Source organism: Aurantimonas marianensis (assembly GCF_024195285.1).
GTDB classification, from domain to species: domain Bacteria; phylum Pseudomonadota; class Alphaproteobacteria; order Rhizobiales; family Rhizobiaceae; genus Aurantimonas; species Aurantimonas marianensis.
This window is the reverse complement of the sequence record NZ_JALHBS010000043.1, coordinates 36,290-53,092: the sequence shown is the minus strand read 5'-3', so window position 1 is coordinate 53,092 and position 16,803 is coordinate 36,290. Positions and strand designations below refer to the sequence as shown.

Genomic DNA, 16,803 nt, shown 5'->3' with positions numbered 1-16,803 from the left:
CCGGCACCGCCTCAGTCGATCGGCACCACCACGAAGCGCAGATCGCCATTGGCCGAGGCCAGCAGCAAGAGGGCGTTCTTGCGGCCGTCCTCTTTCAGCTTGGCGATCTTGCTCTCGACCTGCTTGGCGCTGGTGACTTCCTCCTGGGCGACTTCCCGTATCGTCGCGCCCGCTTCGATGCCTTTTTCCGAAGCGTTTGAATTCGGCTGGACCGCGGTGATCACCACGCCTTCCGCGTCATCGGCGAGGCTGAATTGTTCGCGCAAGGCACCGTCCAGATCGGAAAGCGTCATGCCCAGTATGTCGATGCTGGCCATCCCTGCGTCCTTGTCGCCGAGCGGCTTGGCCGAACTCCCGGATGAGTTTTCGGCCGTTTCCATCAGCTTCTCGCCATCCTCCAGCCGGCCGAGCGTGACCTCGACTGAAATCGGCTGGGCGGGATCGGCGGCATCGGACTTGCGGAGAATCTCGACCGGCACCGTCTTGCCGACCGGCGTTTCGGCGACGATGCGCGGCAGATCGCGGGATGTTTCGATATCGCGACCGTCGAAGCTGACGATAACGTCGCCTACTTTCAGCAAACCATTGTCCGAGGGACCGCCCGGAACGATGCCCATCACGACCGCGCCCCTCGCCTTGCCGATGCCGAGACCGTCGGCGATGTCGTCAGTCACCGCCTGCAGACGGATTCCCAGCCAGCCGCGCCGCGTCTCGCCGAACTCCCGCAACTGGTCGATGACATTGACCGCAAGCTTGGAGGGTATGGAGAAGCCGATACCGATCGATCCGCCGGTCGGCGAGATGATCGCGGTGTTGATGCCGACGACATTGCCGTACAAGTCGAACAGCGGACCGCCGGAGTTGCCGCGGTTGATGGCCGCATCCGTCTGGATGAAATTGTCGTAGGGTCCGGCGTTGATATTGCGGCCTCGGGCCGAGACGATGCCGACCGAAACCGAGCCCCCGAGACCAAACGGGTTGCCGATCGCCATCACCCAGTCGCCGATCCGCAGACTTTCCGAATCGCCGAACTGAACTGCCGTCAGCGGCGCCTCCGGCTTGACCGTCAAGACCGCAAGATCGGTCTTCGGATCGGTGCCGAGCAGTTCGGCCTCGAGTTGCGTGCCGTCGGGAAAATTGACGGTAATCTTGTCGGCGTCGGCAATCACGTGGTTGTTGGTGATGACGATTCCGCTCGGATCGATAACGAAGCCGGAACCGAGCGATTGCAGGCGCCGCTCACCGGCGCCGTTGTCCTCCTTCAGCAGGTCGTCAAAGAATTCTTTTAGCGGAGAGCCTTCGGGTGCCTCCAGTTTCGGTATCCCGCGTCCCGGCATTTCGACATTCTGGGACGTTGAGATGTTGACCACCGCGTCCAGCAGCTTTTCGGCCAGATCCGCGACCGATTCCGGCCCCTTGTAGGGCGACGAACCGGGCATCTGAGGCGACGGTGCGATTGCGGTCCTGGCGGCGCCGGGGTCATCGACCGGAGGGACGGGCAGCGCCGGCACCGCCGCATCGGGCTCGGGCACCGGATCGACCGGCTGGGCCCTCGTCGCGGTGGTCGGCACGATCGACAGGGTCACAAGCGCAAATCCAGCCGTGGCGGCAATCAAAGAGCGTCGCAGGCAGACGATCATCGAAAATCCTTTCGCATCGACGCGGCCCAGCTGCACCTTTGCGGGACACGCGACCTTGTTCTAAGAGGTGACCGCAAAACGCGCCGGAATCAAGAAGCCTACGGCAAGGTGAAGTGGGTGTGACCGCATTCGAGCCGCCCCCATCCGGCGACGTTCCGCCAGCGCCGATGTCGCCCCTCCCGCTATCGGCTCGGCGTCCGATCGACTGCCATTTCCGCCCTAACGATGCCAGGCAGCGCGGATCGCTTTCCGGTGCTCTCCAGATGGCATGGGCACTCGCCGTTGGCGGCAGCAACCGGGGCGACGTCGTGATGATTCCGAACCACGATCTTTGGCGGCCATGTCAGGCATCGTCAACCGCGTTCAGGACGGCCACCTGTGCCGGTGCGGTCGAGAGTCTCAGTGGCGTACGAGCCAGACCAGACCGACCCCGATGATCATGGCGAGCAACCCGCTGGCGCGCATAGACGCATCGGGCATCGCCTCGGCCATCCGGCCGATCCGCCGGATCGCGTCCGGAAACAGGCAATAGACGACGCCCTCGATCACCAGAAGGAGACCGAGGGCGACGACGAAGTCCGTCACTGGATTGCGGGAGCCGGCTGACCGGCCTCATTCGCCCCGCCCGGTTCGGCCGCCGACGCCGAACCTGTCGTCGGCGCGGCCTCGGCGGGGGCTTGGGCCGTGTCGTCGGAAAGCAACCCCGGAACCGCCTCGGGTGACGGCGCGGACGTCGCATCGCCATCCTGTGCGGTACTGTCCTCGGCCGGCGCCGCGGTATCCGGCGTTGCGGTCGACGACGGAGACGCCATGCTGGGTTGAGCCCCGGAAAGATTGGCGCCGGACATGCCGACTGCCGCCTCCGAGCCGCCATCGGCCCTGAAATAGCGGAAGAACTCCGACTCCGGTGAGAGCACGAGGGTCGTTCCCGAATTCGACATCGCTTCCCGATAAGCCTGCATCGACCGATAGAAATCGAAGAACTCCGGATTGCGACCAAAGGCCTCCGCGAAAATGCGGTTGCGCTCGGCGTCGCCCTCGCCCTGCAGGATCTCGGCCTCGCGACGCGCCGAGGCGACGGTCTCGACCACCGCGCGGTCGGCGGCCGCGCGGATGCGGCGGGCCGCAACCTGACCGCGCGCCCTCAGGCGCTCGGCCTCGGCGAGACGCTCGGCCTGCATGCGCTCGTAGGTCTGTTGCGAGACCTCCTGCGTCAGGTCGGTGCGGCGAATCCGCACATCCGTCAATTCGAGCCCGAGCGAGGTGGCATCCGGCCGGATCTGGTCGCGGACCTGGCGCATCATGTCGGCCCGTTCCTCCGACAAGGCGGCCTCGAACCCGCGCAGACCGTAGACCCGACGCAATGCCGCGTCGAGACGCGTGCGCAGTCGCTGTTCGGCCTGTTCGATCGAGCCAGAGACTGTCTGCGCAAATCGCGCCGCGTCGGCGATATGATAGACGAGAAACGCATCTACCTCGTAGAACTTGCCGCCGGAAACCTGCACCCGGATGTTGTCGAGATCGAAGCGCAGCAACCGGTCCGGCAACTTCCGCACTGTATCAGCACCGGCAAAGGAGAACGGCAGCTTCAGGTTCAGTCCGGGCTCGTCGATGACGCGCTGGATTTCGCCGAAGCGCAGGACGACCGCCTGCTCTTTCTCATTGACGATGAAGATCGAATTCCACAGCAGAAGCGCGACAATCGCGACAGCGGCGATGAGGACGTAAGCGCGGTTGCTCATCAGTTCGCTCCCTGCTGCGGGGTCGGTGTTGCCGACTGGCCGGAATTCGCTCCAGTGTCTGTTCGCGCCGGACGCTGCAGTTCGTTCAACGGCAGGTAGGGCACGATTCCCTGTGTGCCGCTGGCACCCTGCTCCACGATTACCTTGTTGGAATCGCGCAAGACTCCCTCCATGGTTTCGAGGAACAGGCGCTTGCGCGTCACGGCCGGAGCGGCCTCGAATTCCTTGAGGATGGAGGAGAAGCGCTGCGCCTCACCTTCGGACTCCTGGACAACGCGGTTTTTGTAGCCGGCCGCGTCCTCACGGATCTGCGCCGCCTCACCGCGAGCCTGGCCGACCTGCTGGTTCCTGTAGCGGTTGGCTTCCTCGACGAAACGGTCCTCGTCCTGCTCGGCTCTTTGCACCTCGTCGAAAGCATCCGCGACCTGGCTCGGCGGCGCCGCGTCCTCAATCGATATCCCGTTGATCCGCAGGCCCGCCCCGTATTCGTTCATCGTATCCTGGGTGATCTGGCGCACCTCCTCGGCGATGCCGGCACGGTCGTCGCGGAAGACGTCCTGGACGGGACGACGTCCGACCACCTCACGCATGGCGCTTTCCGAGACCTGCTGAAGCATGGCGATCGGATCCTGAACGTCGAAGAGATAGTTCGCCGGATTGTCGACCTGGTAGAGGACGGCGAACTGGACATCGACGATGTTCTGATCGCCCGACAGCATCAGGCCGGAATTCTCGCCGCGCTGGCCGCTGCCCAGCGTCATCTGGCTTTCGACGACAGGTACCGTGTCCACCGTCTCGAGCGGCCAGAGCAGGAAATGCAGACCCGGCTGGGACAATTCCTGCTTGGGCTTGCCGAACAGCATCTCCACTCCGACCTCGTCCGGCTGGACGGTGTAGACGGCCTTGAAGAGCCACAGCACCAACAGGCCGGCGACGATCAGGACGCCCCACGCCGCGAAGCCCGGCACGCCTGACCCACCGCCGCCACCGCCGCCGGGTATCGCCCGCCGCAGCCGGTCCTGGCCGCGCCGCAGAATGTCTTCCAGATCGGGAGAGCCACCGCCGCCGCCCGTTGGCCGTGGGCCTTGCGGACGTTGGCCCCACGGACCTCCGTTGCCGCCGTTACCGCCGCCTTTCCAGCCGCCGCCGTCGCCGGTCTGATTGCTCCAGGGCATCGATGTCCTTCCGGTCTTGAGAAAAAGCGCGGTATCCGCCTCCCGCGATCCGCGCGCGATATGCTGTAGCCCTTATAGGAACTGCGAAATCCGCTTTCAACGCGGGCGCGGCCATTTCGTACCCGGAGGAGTCATGATGGTGAACGCGACAGACCGCGCGGATCGCCGGCGTTCGCCGAAAAACGGGCTCAATCCCGGCGCCGCTCGTAGATGAGGAAGCGGCTGTCGGCGCTGTCGTTCTCGGCGCGTGAGCAGGTTTCTTCGTGAAATTTGTGCCAGATGGCGGGATCGATCGCCGGGAATACCGCGTCCCCCTCCACCACGGTGTCGATCTCCGTCACCATCAGCCGATCGGTTCGATCAAGAAGCAGGCGATAGACTTCGGCGCCGCCGACGATCGCGACCTCATCGGCCCCGCGCTTTCGCGCGCATTGAAACGCAAGGTCCAGCGCCGTCTCCGGCGAATGCGCCAGCAACGCTCCCTTGTAAGGCAGATCGGCGGAACGGGTCAGCACGATCGTGTCGCGTCCGTCGAGCACCCGACCGATCGCATCGAGCGTCTTGCGCCCCATGATCATCGGTTTGCCCATGGTCAAATGACGGTAGCGCTTGAGATCGCTCGGCATGCGCCACGGCATCGCGCCATCCTTGCCGATGACGCCGTTGCGGGCCATCGCGACGATGGCGACGAGTTCGGGCCGGCGCATCAGACCGCCACCTTCGCCTTGATGTGCCCATGCGCCTCATAATCGTCGAGTCTGAGATGCTCGAAGCGGAAGGCGAAGAGATCGTCGATTTCCGGGTCGAGCCAGAGCGTCGGCAGCCGTCCGGGCTGACGGGTCAATTGCAGCCGCGCCTGTTCGAAATGATTGGCATAAAGATGCGCGTCGCCGAGCGTATGCACGAACTCACCTGGCTTAAGCCCGGTCGCCTGGGCGACCATCGCGGTCAAGAGCGCATAGGAGGCGATGTTGAACGGCACGCCGAGAAAGATGTCGGCGGATCGCTGATAGAGCTGGCACGAGAGCCGCCCGTCGGTGACGTAGAACTGGAACAGGCAATGACAGGGAGGCAGCGCCATCTCGTCGACCAGTGCCGGGTTCCAGGCCGTGACGATCAGCCGGCGCGAATGCGGATTGCGCCGGATCTCGTCGACGACCTTGGCGATCTGGTCGATATGGCAGCCGTCATAGTCGGGCCAGGAGCGCCATTGCGCCCCGTAGACCGGGCCGAGATCGCCGTTTTCGTCCGCCCACTCGTCCCAGATGCGGACCCCATGCTGCTTGAGATAGGCGATGTTGGTGTCGCCCCGCAGGAACCAAAGCAGTTCGTGGGCGATCGACTTCCAGTGCAGCCGCTTCGTCGTCAGCATCGGAAAGCCGGCGGACAGATCGAAGCGCATCTGGTGGCCGAAAACCGAACGGGTACCGGTGCCGGTCCGGTCGGTGCGGTCGGTTCCGTGTTCGAGGACATGGGCGAGAAGATTCAGATACTGGCGCATGGCAACATTTCCTCCGGCTCAGACAAGACCGGCTCTCGGCGTTTTGCTCTCGCGGCCCCCGCGGCGGGGAGCGCGCATTCTCAAGGTTTGATCACGGCGAAGCGACATTTGGCGGCGGCGCCCTGCCGAATGCCCGGTAAGGCATTGTTCGAACGGAAATTCTCCGCGCCGCTGTTGCGTCGCCGTACGGTCGGTCGACTTTGACCGATTCCCGCAAGTTTCGGAAGCGTCTTGCCCTTTTCATGCCGGAACGATCCCCTTATATTGCGGGTGCCGGCTTTCGGGTCGGCTATGGCGATAAACGGCCGATGTAATAAACCTTTCGGACCCGGGGGCGGTACCCGGCGCCTCCACCTGGACCCATCATCGAGTGTGCGCGAGCGATGGCTCCAGGCGGGGGCGAAATAGGATCGACGAGGGCGTAAAGATCGGACTTTTGCTCGGCATGGTACCACCGTTATCGGGCTGTTTTATAGTTGCAAACGACAACTATGCGGAAGCACGTCTCGCTGCGTAAGCAGTGTGATCGCTTCAAATCAAGCCCTGGGGGTTCGCACTTCTAGGCGGGGTTCGGAGGCACCTGGCAACAGAAGCCTCCACTTTTTTATGGGGCGCGTAGCGACCGTCTGCCCCTCCGCAGCTTCGAGAATTCGGGACACCGCAATGGGCCAGGATCTTATCCGTTACGATGTTCTCGCGCAGGAGGCGCTGCGCGGCGTGATCCGCAAGGTGATCGGCGAGGTCGTCAAGACCGGTCTTCCGGGCGAACACCATTTCTTCATCACCTTCCTGACCTCGGCGCCGGGTGTACGAATCTCCTCACGGTTGCGCGAAAAATATCCGGAGCTGATGACCATCGTCATCCAGCATCAATATTGGGACTTGCAGGTTACCGACACGGCCTTCGAGGTCGGGCTGTCCTTTTCCGACATCCCCGAGCGCCTGCTGATCCCCTTTGCCGCGATCCGCGGCTTTTATGACCCGGCGGTGAATTTCGAGCTCGAATTCGACGTTCGGGGGATCGACGCCGCCAATGAGCAAGTGGATGCGGCGGAAGCGGGCGAATCGAACGGCCCGGTTCTGGTCGGCTCGCCGGCCCCCATAGCGCCGGCCAAGCCGGCCACGAAGCCGAAGGGCAAGAAGACCTCGTCCAGGGAAACGTCGGCAACGGCGGTCGAGAGCGGCGAGGCCGGGGACGAGGCGGCGGAAAGAAAAGAAGCCGACGTCGTCTCTCTCGATGCGTTCCGCAAGAAGACCTGAGCCCCGCCGATGCCCGCCGAGATCGTCAATCTGCGGCTTGCCCGAAAACGGCGGCGGCGCGGCGCGGCGGAGCGAGATGCCGATGCCAATCGGGTTCGGCACGGAACGCCAAAGGCGTTACGCGACGAAACCCGCGCCGAACGAGCGCGCGCGCTCAGCACGCTGAACGGGCTCAAGCTCGACCGCGCGGCGCCAGCGGATACCGAACCGTCCGTACCTGTCCGTAGTATCCCGGACGAAACCGGCAAGCCGTCGTGATCGTCAAGCGCTCGCTGGCGATTCGTGGCCATGCCACGTCGGTCAGCATCGAGGACAAATTCTGGAATTGCCTGCGCGCGATCGCCGCGGCGCGCGGTCTGCCGCTCGCCGCGCTGGTGGCGGAAATCGACGAATCCCGCGCGCCGACCACAAACCTTTCCTCCGCCATCCGGCTGTTCGTTCTGGACGAGGCGTTGTCGCGCGCCGATCCTTCACCCGGAGGTCGCGGCTGACTCCATAGGGCGCCATGCCGATCCGCGCCGCGTTGACGCTGCCCGTGGCTCTTGGCCGACAAGCCCGTTCAGCGGCAGCGGATCGATCCCTGTCAGCGCAGGCCGGAATCAGAATTCCAGCGGATTGTGGACGCCCGGCAACGAAGGAAATCGGGTCTTGTCATCGGACGACTCGCTGGAAAGCGGCCGGTCGAAATCCAGTCTCGGGAGCGCGCTGGCGCTCGGAGCCGGCGGCGGCTGGCTTTGCTGCTGACGCCGCTGGTCCGCCGCTTCACGTTGGCGTTGGGCTTCCGCCTCACGCTGGCGCGCTTCCTCGGCCTCACGCTGGCGTGCTTCCTCGGCCTCTCGACGCCGCGTTTCCTCGGCCGCCTTGCGGGCCTCTTCCTCCGCCGCGCGGCGCGCTGCCTCCTGTTCCTCCAGCAGTCGCGCCGCTTCGGCCGCCGCCTGCTCCGCCCGTAACCGTTCGGCCTCTTCAGCGACGCGCCGCTCTTGCTCGATCCGCGTCGCCTCCGCCATCCGCCAGCGATAGAATCGCGCTTCACGCCGCAGCCGCAGGGTCTCCTGGAGGCTCTCCTGCATTGCCTCCACACGGGCCTGTTCACGCTCCAGCGCGCGCACCGAAAGGTAATTGGCGAGCGCCGTCGCATCGACCGAAAGGGTCGGGTCGGCGAGCGGGCCGGTCAGGGAATAGAACACCGTCGGCTCGGCCCCTTCGACGCGATCGTCGCCTGGGTCGATAGCCAGTGTGAGGTCTGCGGCGACCGTGAGATCGGTCAGATCCACGGTCCCATCCAGGGTCAATTCCTCGTTGCCGTCCTGGATGCTGACCGGCGCGAAACGGGCGCGTCCGGCCGTCACCGAGAAGGCGCTTGTCGCGGCCGGAATGGCAAAGCTGGTTTCCCCCGAGAGCCCCCGAAGCGTCGCGCCGGTTTCGGCGTCGGGCTTGAAGCCCTCCCGATCCGCCGCCGCAAGCAGCGGTCGGAAGACCCGCTGCGGCACGCCGGGCACCCGCGCATTGGCAATCGCGACCTGACCGGCACCTGTCAGCCCCGATACCAGCGCCTCATAGGACTGGCCGGTGCTGTCGAGCCGGATGTTGCCATCAAGACTCGCCGTTTCCCCATCGACCGAAAGCTCGGGCCAGAATTTGGCGAGATCGAAGCCGCTCGCCTCGGCTTCCAGCGTCAACCCGCCAATGCCGTTGGCATTGCGCAGCATCAGCCGGCCGTCGAGACGTCCGTCCGCCGTCGCGGCGCTGGCGTCATCGAAGGTCAGATTACCCGCGTTTGCCGACATCCGGGCCGCGAAATCCGTCATCACCGGGCCACCGAGGTCGAGTTTGGCGGCGGTGAGCGCCACCGAAAAATCGACGCCGGTAAGAGAACTCGGCCGGAACGCCTCCCCCGGCCAAGGTTTCGTCGGTTCGCCGCCGTCGAGGGCCCGTCCGTAAACAAGGCCCGCCAGCCACGGCATCGACAGCGTATCGAGACGCACCGTCCCCTCGAAGGGTCGCTCGCCCCGTTTTCGCAAGGACGCCTCGATCGCCGAGCCGGCGATCTGGCCGTCCAGGTTACGGATGGTCAGGTCACCCTGTTCGTAGGCGATCTTCCCCGTCAGATCGAGCGGGGCGGCCTCGAGCGACGCGCCAGGTTCGATGCCGCCGGTACGCAGCCATGGCAGCGCGTCACCGCTCTTGATATAGAGCGAGACGTCACCGCCCGTAATTCCCTTGGGCGCTATATCGAGGGTCCCATCCAGACTGATTTCGCTTCCCGGGGCGCGCAATGTCGCCGAAGCGACGATGGGGCCGGTCGCAGAGGCCGACAGGGACAGCTCCGTCTCCAGCGGAGCAGGCGCGCCGACGTCCATGGCTGTCAATCCGAGTTGACCGAGCAACACCGCCGGCCGGTCGTTCTCCAAGCGCAGATCGAGGCCGAACCGGCCGCTTTCGCTGCGGGCATGCAGGCCGTTCTCGATCGACGTCGACAGATCGATCTTGCTGCCATTGGCGGTTCCGTCGAGCTGCACGAACAGGCTCGGCCGCTTTCCCGCCTCGCCTTCGATCGTCTCGACCGCGCCAGCAAGGGCGAGCGGCGCCAGGCGCTCCGCCTGCCCACCGATCGCGTCGAGCAGGGGAACTCCGGGAAATCGCGAGCGAAGGAATTCGAAGAATTGGTCCGGCTTCCCGGAATCGAGCGACACCGCAAGCCGCCCGCGCGTATCGCCGGCAAGTTCCGACAATCTGCCCGAGGCCGACAGGCTTGCGCCGGCAAGCCCCTCGATGTCGAGCTTGCCGATCGCCAGCGTGTCGCCGTCGTAGCGTATATCGCCGTCGATGCGCTCGGCCGACGCATCGCGCAACGTTACCGGGCCCGCCGTCAAGGCGACGTCGAACTGATCGGCGTTCGCCAAGGCGTCGGACGGGCCTGTGAACAGCCGAGACAGGGCCTGAAGCGCGTCGAGATCGACCTTTCCCCCCTCCAAATCCGCCGTGATCGTCGTTTGCCCGTCAGTTTTGGAGCGCTCCAGCCTGCCGGTGAGCTGATCGCCGCCGATATCGAGCTCCAGGTCGGTAAAGACCTGTTGTTCGGCGGTCAGCACCGTCTTCGCCGCCAACCCGGCGCCGGCCAGAGCGCGCACCGAGGGGTCGATTTTACCGGTCAGCCAGTCGGAAAAGCCGGATGGTTGGCGGGATGCGACCAGAAGATCCCCGCGAAAGCCGAAGTTCTCGTCGAGTTCGACGACGCCGCTCGCTTCCAGTCGGGTCCGGCCCGGCAGTTCCGCCGCGAAGCGGGCCAGCGACCAGCCGGAATCGGTCGGACTTGCCGAAAACGCGACATCGCGAATCGTGGTGTCGCCGGCGACGACCACCGGCAGGGAGATGACCACCGTTCCGGGGATCGTCGGCCGCGGAATGTCGGCAAGGACGGCGCGCACCGCCTCGAGCCGCTCCGCAAATCCGATCGCGGCGGTGGCCGCCCCCGCCTCGCCTGTCCCGGCACCCCCGGACGCGATCATGTCGACATCGACCTGTTCGCCCTCGAGATCCAGCGCGAAATGCGGCACCGCCTTGAAGTCGAGGCGGCCTTGGCCGGTCAGGAGATAGGGTTGCTTGCTGCCGCCCGCCTGGACCCTGAGGTCCAGCACTTCAGCGGCCGTGGGCGTCAGAGTCACCGCCCCGACCGCCCGGATCGGCAGGACATCCGGCTCGCTCGCCGCCGTCGCCGCGGTATCGGGCGACGCATCGCCAGCCGCCGCGAACGGGTTGCCGTCGACCATCGCGACACCCTCCGTCGCCGCCCCCGGCAAGGGTCGCCTGAGGATGGCGTTACCGGCGAATTGCGGCCGTCCCTCCACGAACCGCGCGGAACCGTCGAGCGAAATCTGGGTGGCGAGCGTTTCATTGGCGGTGACGAAACGGACCGGCACCGACCCATCCGCCTGCCGCGTTCCGGCCGCAAGCGTGAAGGCGACCGCCTCGCCGCCCAGCTGGAAGCGTCCGCTTCCGTCGAGCGGCCCGGCCAGCGAGCCGGCCGACAGCACTGCCTCGACCCCGGACAGTTCGTGGCTGCGTCCGGTCAGGCCGTTTTCGATCCGGACCGTGCCGTTGGTGATCGCGACATTGTCGAGGACGACCGTCGCGCCGGTCGGTATCTTCGGCTTCTCCACCACCCAGTCGATGGAACCGTCCGGCCTGATCGGAATGCGGATGGCGGGCCGGTCCAGCGACATCGAGTAGATGAAGATCTCGCCGGAGAGATAGGGCGCGAGCTCCGCGTCCATCCGGAACCGGCCGATCGTCGCCAGCGCCGCGCCCGATTCGTCCAGCACCTCGACGTCCCCGACGGTGACGGACGGAAACGGCAGCAGCCGCGCCGAGGCCTCGCCCCTGACCACCACGTCGCGGCCGAGAATCGCCGAAGCCTCGCGCTGGAAATCGTCGCGGTAGGCCGTCCAGTCGATGAAATACGGCGCCACCAGCGCCCCGATAAGCGCCAGAACCAGGAGGCCGCCGAAGAGAACGAAGGCTCTGACCAGGATAGGGCTCCTCTTCTCTTGATCCCGATTGCGGCGAGCCGGCGCATCGATGCTGCCAGGCGCCGCTTGCTTCGCGCTGACCGTCGCCAGCCTGTCGCAGGATAGGCCAGAACCGCGCGCCGATGTCGAGGACTTACCTCGTTCCGATCAGGGCAGTATCTTGCCGGGATTGAGGATGTTGTCGGGATCGAGGGCTTTCTTGATCGTCGCCATCACGTCGACGGCGTCACCGAGCTCCTTGCGCAGATAGCCGCGCTTGCCCTGGCCGACCCCGTGCTCGCCGGTGCAGGTGCCGTCCATGGCGACCGCCCGCTCGGCCAGCCGCGCCATGAAGGCTTCCGCCGCGGCGATCTCCTCGGCGCTGTCCATGTCGAGCAGCAGCGTCACATGAAAATTACCGTCGCCGACATGGCCGACGATCGGCGCGATCAGGCCGGCGGCGTCGATGTCGCCTTGCGTCTCCGCGATGCATTCGGCCAGCCGCGAGACCGGCACGCAGACATCCGTGGCGATCCCCTTGGCGCCCGGACGCAGCGCCAGCGCCGCCCAGTAGAACTGATGGCGCGCCTTCCACAACAGCGCCCGCTCCTCGGTCCGCGCCGCGCTTTTCAGCGGCCCGCCGCCATGATCCTCGGCGATCGCCCCGAACAGTTCGGCCTGCTCGGCGACCGAGCTTTGCGATCCATGAAATTCGAGGAACAGCGACGGCCGGGCCTCCACATCGAGCTGCGAATGGGCGATCGCCGCCTGCATCGACAAGGCGTCCAACAGCTCGATCCGCGCCACCGGCACACCGGCCTGGATGGTCTGGATCACCGCGTCGCAGGCGCTTTTCACGTCCGGGAACGGGCAGACGCCGGCGCGAATCGATTCCGGGATGCCGTAGAGCTTGAGATTGAGCTTGGTGATGATGCCGAGCGTGCCCTCCGAGCCGACCAGCAGCCGGGTCAGGTCGTAGCCGGCCGAGGTCTTCTTGGCCCGCCGCGCGGTGCGGATGATCTTGCCGTCGGCCATCACCGCCGTCAGCCCGATGACGTTGTCGCGCATCGTGCCGTAGCGCACGGCGTTGGTGCCCGAGGCTCTGGTGGCGGCCATGCCGCCGAGGCTGGCATTGGCGCCCGGATCGATCGGAAAGAACAGGCCGGTGTCGCGCAGATGCGCGTTCAGCGCCTCGCGGGTGACGCCCGGCTCGACCGTGCAGTCGAGATCCTCTGCGTTGACGGCGAGCACCTTGTCCATGCGCGACAGGTCGAGCGAGATGCCGCCCTCGGGCGCGTTGACATGGCCCTCCAGCGACGAGCCGGTGCCGAAGGCGACGATGGGGGTGGCGTACTCGCCGCAGAGCTGGACGAGCGTCGCCACCTCGTCCTCGCTCTCGGCGAAGAACACCGCGTCGGGCATCTGGGTCGGGATGTAGGTGGTCGAATGGGCATGGGCGCGCCGCACATCCTCGCCGGTGACGAGCCGCTCGCCGAATCGCTGCTTGAGCACCGACACCGCGCTAGTGATTCCCGCACGCCGCGCCGGCCGTTCCGCCAGGATGTCCGCTAACGCCATGGTCTGTCTCCCTTCCCGTCCGCCACCCGTGCCATGCACCCTCTTCGGCCGACCGCCGGATTTGACTTTGCCCGGCCTGGCGGCTTTCCCTTGCCCCGATGCCACCCGCGACGATGAGCCCCGATGACGCCAGAGCCGCAGCCGTTCCGTTCGCCCCTGATGGATCTCGAACCGCACTGGATCGACTATAACGGCCATCTCAATCTGGCGTACTATCACGTTCTGTTCGACCGGGGCATCGACGCCCTGTTCGACACGATCGGTCTCGGCGAGGATTATCGCGCCACGCGCGGCTACACCACCTACTCCGCCGAGACCCATGTCTGCTATCTGCGCGAGGTGCCGCCGTCCGCGCGCGTCTATGTCACCGCCCAGATCGTCGGGCTCGACGCAAAGCGGCTGCACATTTTTCAGGAACTGTTCCACGCCGACGGCTGGCGTGCGGCGACGCTGGAGGGCCTGAGCCTCTCGATCGACCAGAACCACCCGTCCGGCGGGCCGAAGGTGGCGCCCTTCCCGGCCGACGTGTTCGCCAGGGTGGCGGACATGGCGGCCGAGCACGCGAAGCTGCCGACGCCGGACCGGTTGGGGCGGGCGATCGGGATGGAACGGAGGTAGGCAAAGGGCGGTCGTTGGCGGAAAGGCCTAGAGGGTCGGTGAGCCAGGGGCTCGGCGCCGCCACATCACCGCCTTCGTCATCCTCGGCCGCAGGCCGGGGATCCATGCCAAGTCGTTGCCGCCGCCAAACCCTCGCCGGAAATACGCGTCTCTTTCGTCACCCGAGCGGCCACGACCCGCGCGGAGGCATGGATCCCCGCGCAAGCGCGAGGATGACGAAGCGGGGAGGGCCGCCCTTTTCCTTCCACGAGGCAGAGGGCGCACGTCACCGCCCGCACCGCTGACGCGGCCGGCGTATGCATTCCCCGACAGTGGCTTCGCCTCCTTCCTTCTTCGATTCTCTGTCCCCTCCTTAAGCTTCGCCTTGCGGCTCGCTGAGGGGCCAGCATTTCTTGTCCCGCCCTTAAGCTCCTCGCGAAGCTCGTCGCTGGCGGGCCCCTGTTGCCGCTCTCACGAGCGGCGGGACGCCGGAGGCGAACCCTCCGACTGTTTTACGTCATACGGTCCGCCTCCGGCATCCCGCGCGGCGTTTGACCAACCCTTCGACACGGGCGCCCTTGCCTTGAGTGGGCTCCCGTGCGCTGCCGGCTCTTCGGCCCTTGCGGGGCCTCAAGCGGACCGATCCGCAGACCCCTCGTTAGTGGGGGACGGTCCGGCGGAGCAAAGGGTCGTCCGGGCCGGGCACTTCTCCGGAAGAAGCCCCGTCGCGGACACCGCCCGCTGGCCCCCGAACGATCCCGGTGATCATTCGCGCCCGTTCCGTGGGCCGGCGGTGAGGGCATGATGCCGGAGGTGGAAAGGGGTGGGGATAAGTTTTTCGCGTAGGGGTCGAAAGAGGGCGGTCAGCTCTCAGAGACGAAGTGCGAAAAGCAGACACTCCGGTGGACCGAGTGAGCGACCACTGTTCAGGCGAAGGCGAAACCTCCATATTGGCAGCGACGAGCGGGAGTAGGAATAATGGCGGACAATTCACAGCAGATTCTTAACGACGTGCTGTCTCAGCAGCGCCAAGACGTAATTCCGGACGTCTCCGAGCAGGACTACTTCGAGGTGTTCTGTGCTGAACAGGTTTTAAAGGATTTCGATCTCTCCTACGACGAGATACAAGCGGGGATCGTAGATGGGGAGCACGATGGCGGGGTGGACTCGGTCTATGCTTTCGTCAACGGGGAGTTAATATATGAGGATTTCGATACCACGCCTTTCAAGAAGGACGTTAGAATCGAATTGCATATCATACAGTCGAAGACCTCCGGTGGATTTAGTGAGATCCCGATCAACAAACTAATTTCTTTAACTAGGCACTTGCTGAAGCTCGATGCGGATTTCTCACAAATCACTCAGTACAACGCTGCAGTGAAGGCAGCCGTCGATAACTTTCGAACGGCCTATCGAAGCCTCGCCTCGCGCTTCCCCAGCTTGAAAATTTGCTACTACTATGCCTCCAAGAAGGCTGACACCCATGTCCATGATAACTTGAAAATGAAGGCCGATGAGCTGAAGCAAGCTGCAGAGGGGTTGTTTCAGGACGCGGAAGTGACGGTGGAGTTTCTCGGGGCAAGGAGGCTGCTCGACTTGGCACGACGCCGACCCAAGACGACCTACGAACTTCGAGTGAGCAAGAGCCTCAGCGCGGTCAACGGGCACGTCGTCCTGAGCACGCTGACCGAGTACAACAGGTTCTTGCGAGGTGATGGCGAGAAGGTGAAGGCAGAGCTTTTTGAATCCAACGTGCGCGACTTCCAAGGCAACACCGAAGTGAACGCCGAAATCGTCAACACGCTGAGAAACGAAAAAGCCGTCGAGTTTTGGTGGATGAACAACGGAGTAACGATCCTCGCCAGCCGCGCGACGCTTAACGGAGACACGGTGACAATTGAGAATCCTCAGATTGTGAACGGTCTTCAGACGTCAACCCAGATCGCAAGGCACTTTCAGACCGCTGAGGGCGACGATAACCGGAACGTCATGGTCAAGATTGTCTCCTCCGACAATGAGGAGACTCGCGATAAGATCATCAAGGCAACAAACAGCCAGAATGCAGTCCAACCAGCAACACTTAGAGCTACGGATAAGGTACAAAGAGACATTGAGGAAACGTTGAAGTCGACAGGTCTCTACTACGATCGCCGGAAGAATTACTACAAGAACGAAGGCAAACCTGCCGACACAATAATTAGCATTCCCTTGATGGCGCAGGCTGTTATGTCGATAATACTTCGAAGGCCAGACACCGCACGCGCCCGACCTTCGTCCCTAATAAAGGACAACGCAGTCTACTCTCAGGTGTTCTCGGAAGCGTATCCAATCAGTATGTATTCTCATGCTGCGGCGCTGACCCGAATTGTGGATCGGGTTCTCAAGAGCCGATCAGAGCTGAGTGCGCGGGATCGGTCTAATCTCCGGTTCTACGTGCTCTTTTGGCTCAGTTGCGTCCTGACCGGGAAGACGAACCCAAATCCTGCGGACGTCGCAAAGATCGATGTGAAGACGGTAAGTGACACGTCGGTCGAGGAGGCGGCGGATGAGATATGGAAAATCTATGAGCAGCTCGGCGCCACTGACCAAATCGCGAAAGGCACCGAGCTGCGAAAAATCGCGCTTGAAGCCCTCAACGAGGTCCTGAAGCCTGCCCATCAACTGCCTGCCGAGGAAAAGGTCTAAGCATGGCCGCCGACGGCTTGCTCCAACTCGCCCTCGTAGCCGGCGACCTCGTATGTCGTTCTGCCGTCACCCACGTCCGAAACCGACGAGTGATCGGTTTCGGAACGAGTATCGGAG

General features: G+C 64.5%; 13 protein-coding genes and 1 other RNA gene. 6 read left to right on the top strand and 8 right to left on the bottom strand.

Annotated features, from left to right (window positions below):
• Positions 1-11: 11 nt before the first annotated feature.
• The 6 genes from MJ956_RS08015 to MJ956_RS07990 all read right to left on the bottom strand — a co-directional run bounded on the left by MJ956_RS08015 (position 12) and on the right by MJ956_RS07990 (position 6,058).
• Entirely contained in the window at positions 12-1,640 is a 1,629-nt protein-coding gene (locus MJ956_RS08015) for a Do family serine endopeptidase (protein ID WP_423724818.1), read from the bottom strand.
• Between the two features lie 399 nt (positions 1,641-2,039).
• A complete protein-coding gene (locus tag MJ956_RS08010; protein ID WP_253963958.1) occupies positions 2,040-2,225 on the bottom strand; it encodes a DUF2065 domain-containing protein in 186 nt (61 codons plus the stop codon).
• A complete protein-coding gene (gene hflC, locus MJ956_RS08005) occupies positions 2,222-3,382 on the bottom strand; it encodes a protease modulator HflC (RefSeq protein ID WP_423724817.1) in 1,161 nt (386 codons plus the stop codon). Before hflC ends, MJ956_RS08010 begins: the two co-directional genes overlap by 4 nt.
• On the bottom strand, positions 3,382-4,557 hold the full coding sequence (gene hflK, locus MJ956_RS08000; RefSeq protein WP_253963957.1) for an FtsH protease activity modulator HflK: 1,176 nt from the start codon (positions 4,555-4,557) through the stop codon (positions 3,382-3,384). Before hflK ends, hflC begins: the two co-directional genes overlap by 1 nt.
• Before the next feature lie 188 nt (positions 4,558-4,745).
• Positions 4,746-5,264 carry a dihydrofolate reductase gene (locus MJ956_RS07995; RefSeq protein ID WP_253963956.1) on the bottom strand — a complete coding sequence of 173 codons (519 nt, stop codon included), beginning with the start codon at positions 5,262-5,264 and terminating at the stop codon, positions 4,746-4,748.
• Positions 5,264-6,058: a thymidylate synthase gene (locus MJ956_RS07990; protein ID WP_253963955.1), complete on the bottom strand. Its 795-nt coding sequence runs from the start codon at positions 6,056-6,058 to the stop codon at positions 5,264-5,266. The genes MJ956_RS07995 and MJ956_RS07990 overlap by 1 nt, the downstream gene beginning before the upstream one ends.
• A 233-nt stretch (positions 6,059-6,291) precedes the next feature.
• Here MJ956_RS07990 and ssrA point away from each other — a divergent pair.
• The 4 genes from ssrA to MJ956_RS07970 all read left to right on the top strand — a co-directional run bounded on the left by ssrA (position 6,292) and on the right by MJ956_RS07970 (position 7,809).
• Positions 6,292-6,659, top strand: a transfer-messenger RNA (tmRNA) gene (gene ssrA / locus MJ956_RS07985).
• A 62-nt stretch (positions 6,660-6,721) separates the two neighbouring features.
• Entirely contained in the window at positions 6,722-7,318 is a 597-nt protein-coding gene (locus MJ956_RS07980; RefSeq protein ID WP_253963954.1) for an SspB family protein, read from the top strand.
• 9 nt (positions 7,319-7,327) lie between these two features.
• On the top strand, positions 7,328-7,576 hold the full coding sequence (locus MJ956_RS07975) for a DUF4169 family protein (protein ID WP_253963953.1): 249 nt from the start codon (positions 7,328-7,330) through the stop codon (positions 7,574-7,576).
• Positions 7,573-7,809, top strand: a complete 237-nt coding sequence (locus MJ956_RS07970; protein WP_253963952.1) for a ribbon-helix-helix domain-containing protein — start codon at positions 7,573-7,575, stop codon at positions 7,807-7,809. The genes MJ956_RS07975 and MJ956_RS07970 overlap by 4 nt, the downstream gene beginning before the upstream one ends.
• Positions 7,810-7,917: 108 nt before the next feature.
• Here the strand turns inward: MJ956_RS07970 and MJ956_RS07965 are convergent, their stop codons facing one another.
• Together MJ956_RS07965 and MJ956_RS07960 are read right to left on the bottom strand one after the other, a co-directional pair.
• Positions 7,918-11,847, bottom strand: coding sequence for an AsmA family protein (locus MJ956_RS07965; RefSeq protein WP_256477779.1), 3,930 nt, complete (start codon positions 11,845-11,847; stop codon positions 7,918-7,920).
• Positions 11,848-11,994: 147 nt separating this feature from the next.
• Positions 11,995-13,404 carry an FAD-binding oxidoreductase gene (locus MJ956_RS07960; RefSeq protein WP_253963950.1) on the bottom strand — a complete coding sequence of 470 codons (1,410 nt, stop codon included), beginning with the start codon at positions 13,402-13,404 and terminating at the stop codon, positions 11,995-11,997.
• Positions 13,405-13,527: 123 nt separating this feature from the next.
• On the opposite strand from MJ956_RS07960, the gene MJ956_RS07955 reads away from it, so the two are divergent.
• Both MJ956_RS07955 and MJ956_RS07950 read left to right on the top strand, forming a co-directional pair.
• Entirely contained in the window at positions 13,528-14,022 is a 495-nt protein-coding gene (locus MJ956_RS07955; RefSeq protein ID WP_253963949.1) for a thioesterase family protein, read from the top strand.
• 957 nt (positions 14,023-14,979) lie between these two features.
• Entirely contained in the window at positions 14,980-16,686 is a 1,707-nt protein-coding gene (locus tag MJ956_RS07950) for an AIPR family protein (RefSeq protein WP_253963948.1), read from the top strand.
• The last annotated feature ends 117 nt before the right edge of the window (positions 16,687-16,803 follow it).

Excerpts from the sequence above, each read along its gene's own strand:
- MJ956_RS08015 (WP_423724818.1), bottom strand. The coding sequence starts at position 1,640 with ATGATCGTCTGCCTGCGACGCTCTTTGATTGCCGCCACGGCTGGATTT.
- hflC (WP_423724817.1), bottom strand. The coding sequence starts at position 3,382 with ATGAGCAACCGCGCTTACGTCCTCATCGCCGCTGTCGCGATTGTCGCG.
- hflK (WP_253963957.1), bottom strand. The coding sequence starts at position 4,557 with ATGCCCTGGAGCAATCAGACCGGCGACGGCGGCGGCTGGAAAGGCGGC.
- MJ956_RS07995 (WP_253963956.1), bottom strand. The coding sequence starts at position 5,264 with ATGCGCCGGCCCGAACTCGTCGCCATCGTCGCGATGGCCCGCAACGGC.
- MJ956_RS07990 (WP_253963955.1), bottom strand. The coding sequence starts at position 6,058 with ATGCGCCAGTATCTGAATCTTCTCGCCCATGTCCTCGAACACGGAACC.
- MJ956_RS07980 (WP_253963954.1), top strand. The coding sequence starts at position 6,722 with ATGGGCCAGGATCTTATCCGTTACGATGTTCTCGCGCAGGAGGCGCTG.
- MJ956_RS07975 (WP_253963953.1), top strand. The coding sequence starts at position 7,328 with ATGCCCGCCGAGATCGTCAATCTGCGGCTTGCCCGAAAACGGCGGCGG.
- MJ956_RS07960 (WP_253963950.1), bottom strand. The coding sequence starts at position 13,404 with ATGGCGTTAGCGGACATCCTGGCGGAACGGCCGGCGCGGCGTGCGGGA.
- MJ956_RS07955 (WP_253963949.1), top strand. The coding sequence starts at position 13,528 with ATGACGCCAGAGCCGCAGCCGTTCCGTTCGCCCCTGATGGATCTCGAA.
- MJ956_RS07950 (WP_253963948.1), top strand. The coding sequence starts at position 14,980 with ATGGCGGACAATTCACAGCAGATTCTTAACGACGTGCTGTCTCAGCAG.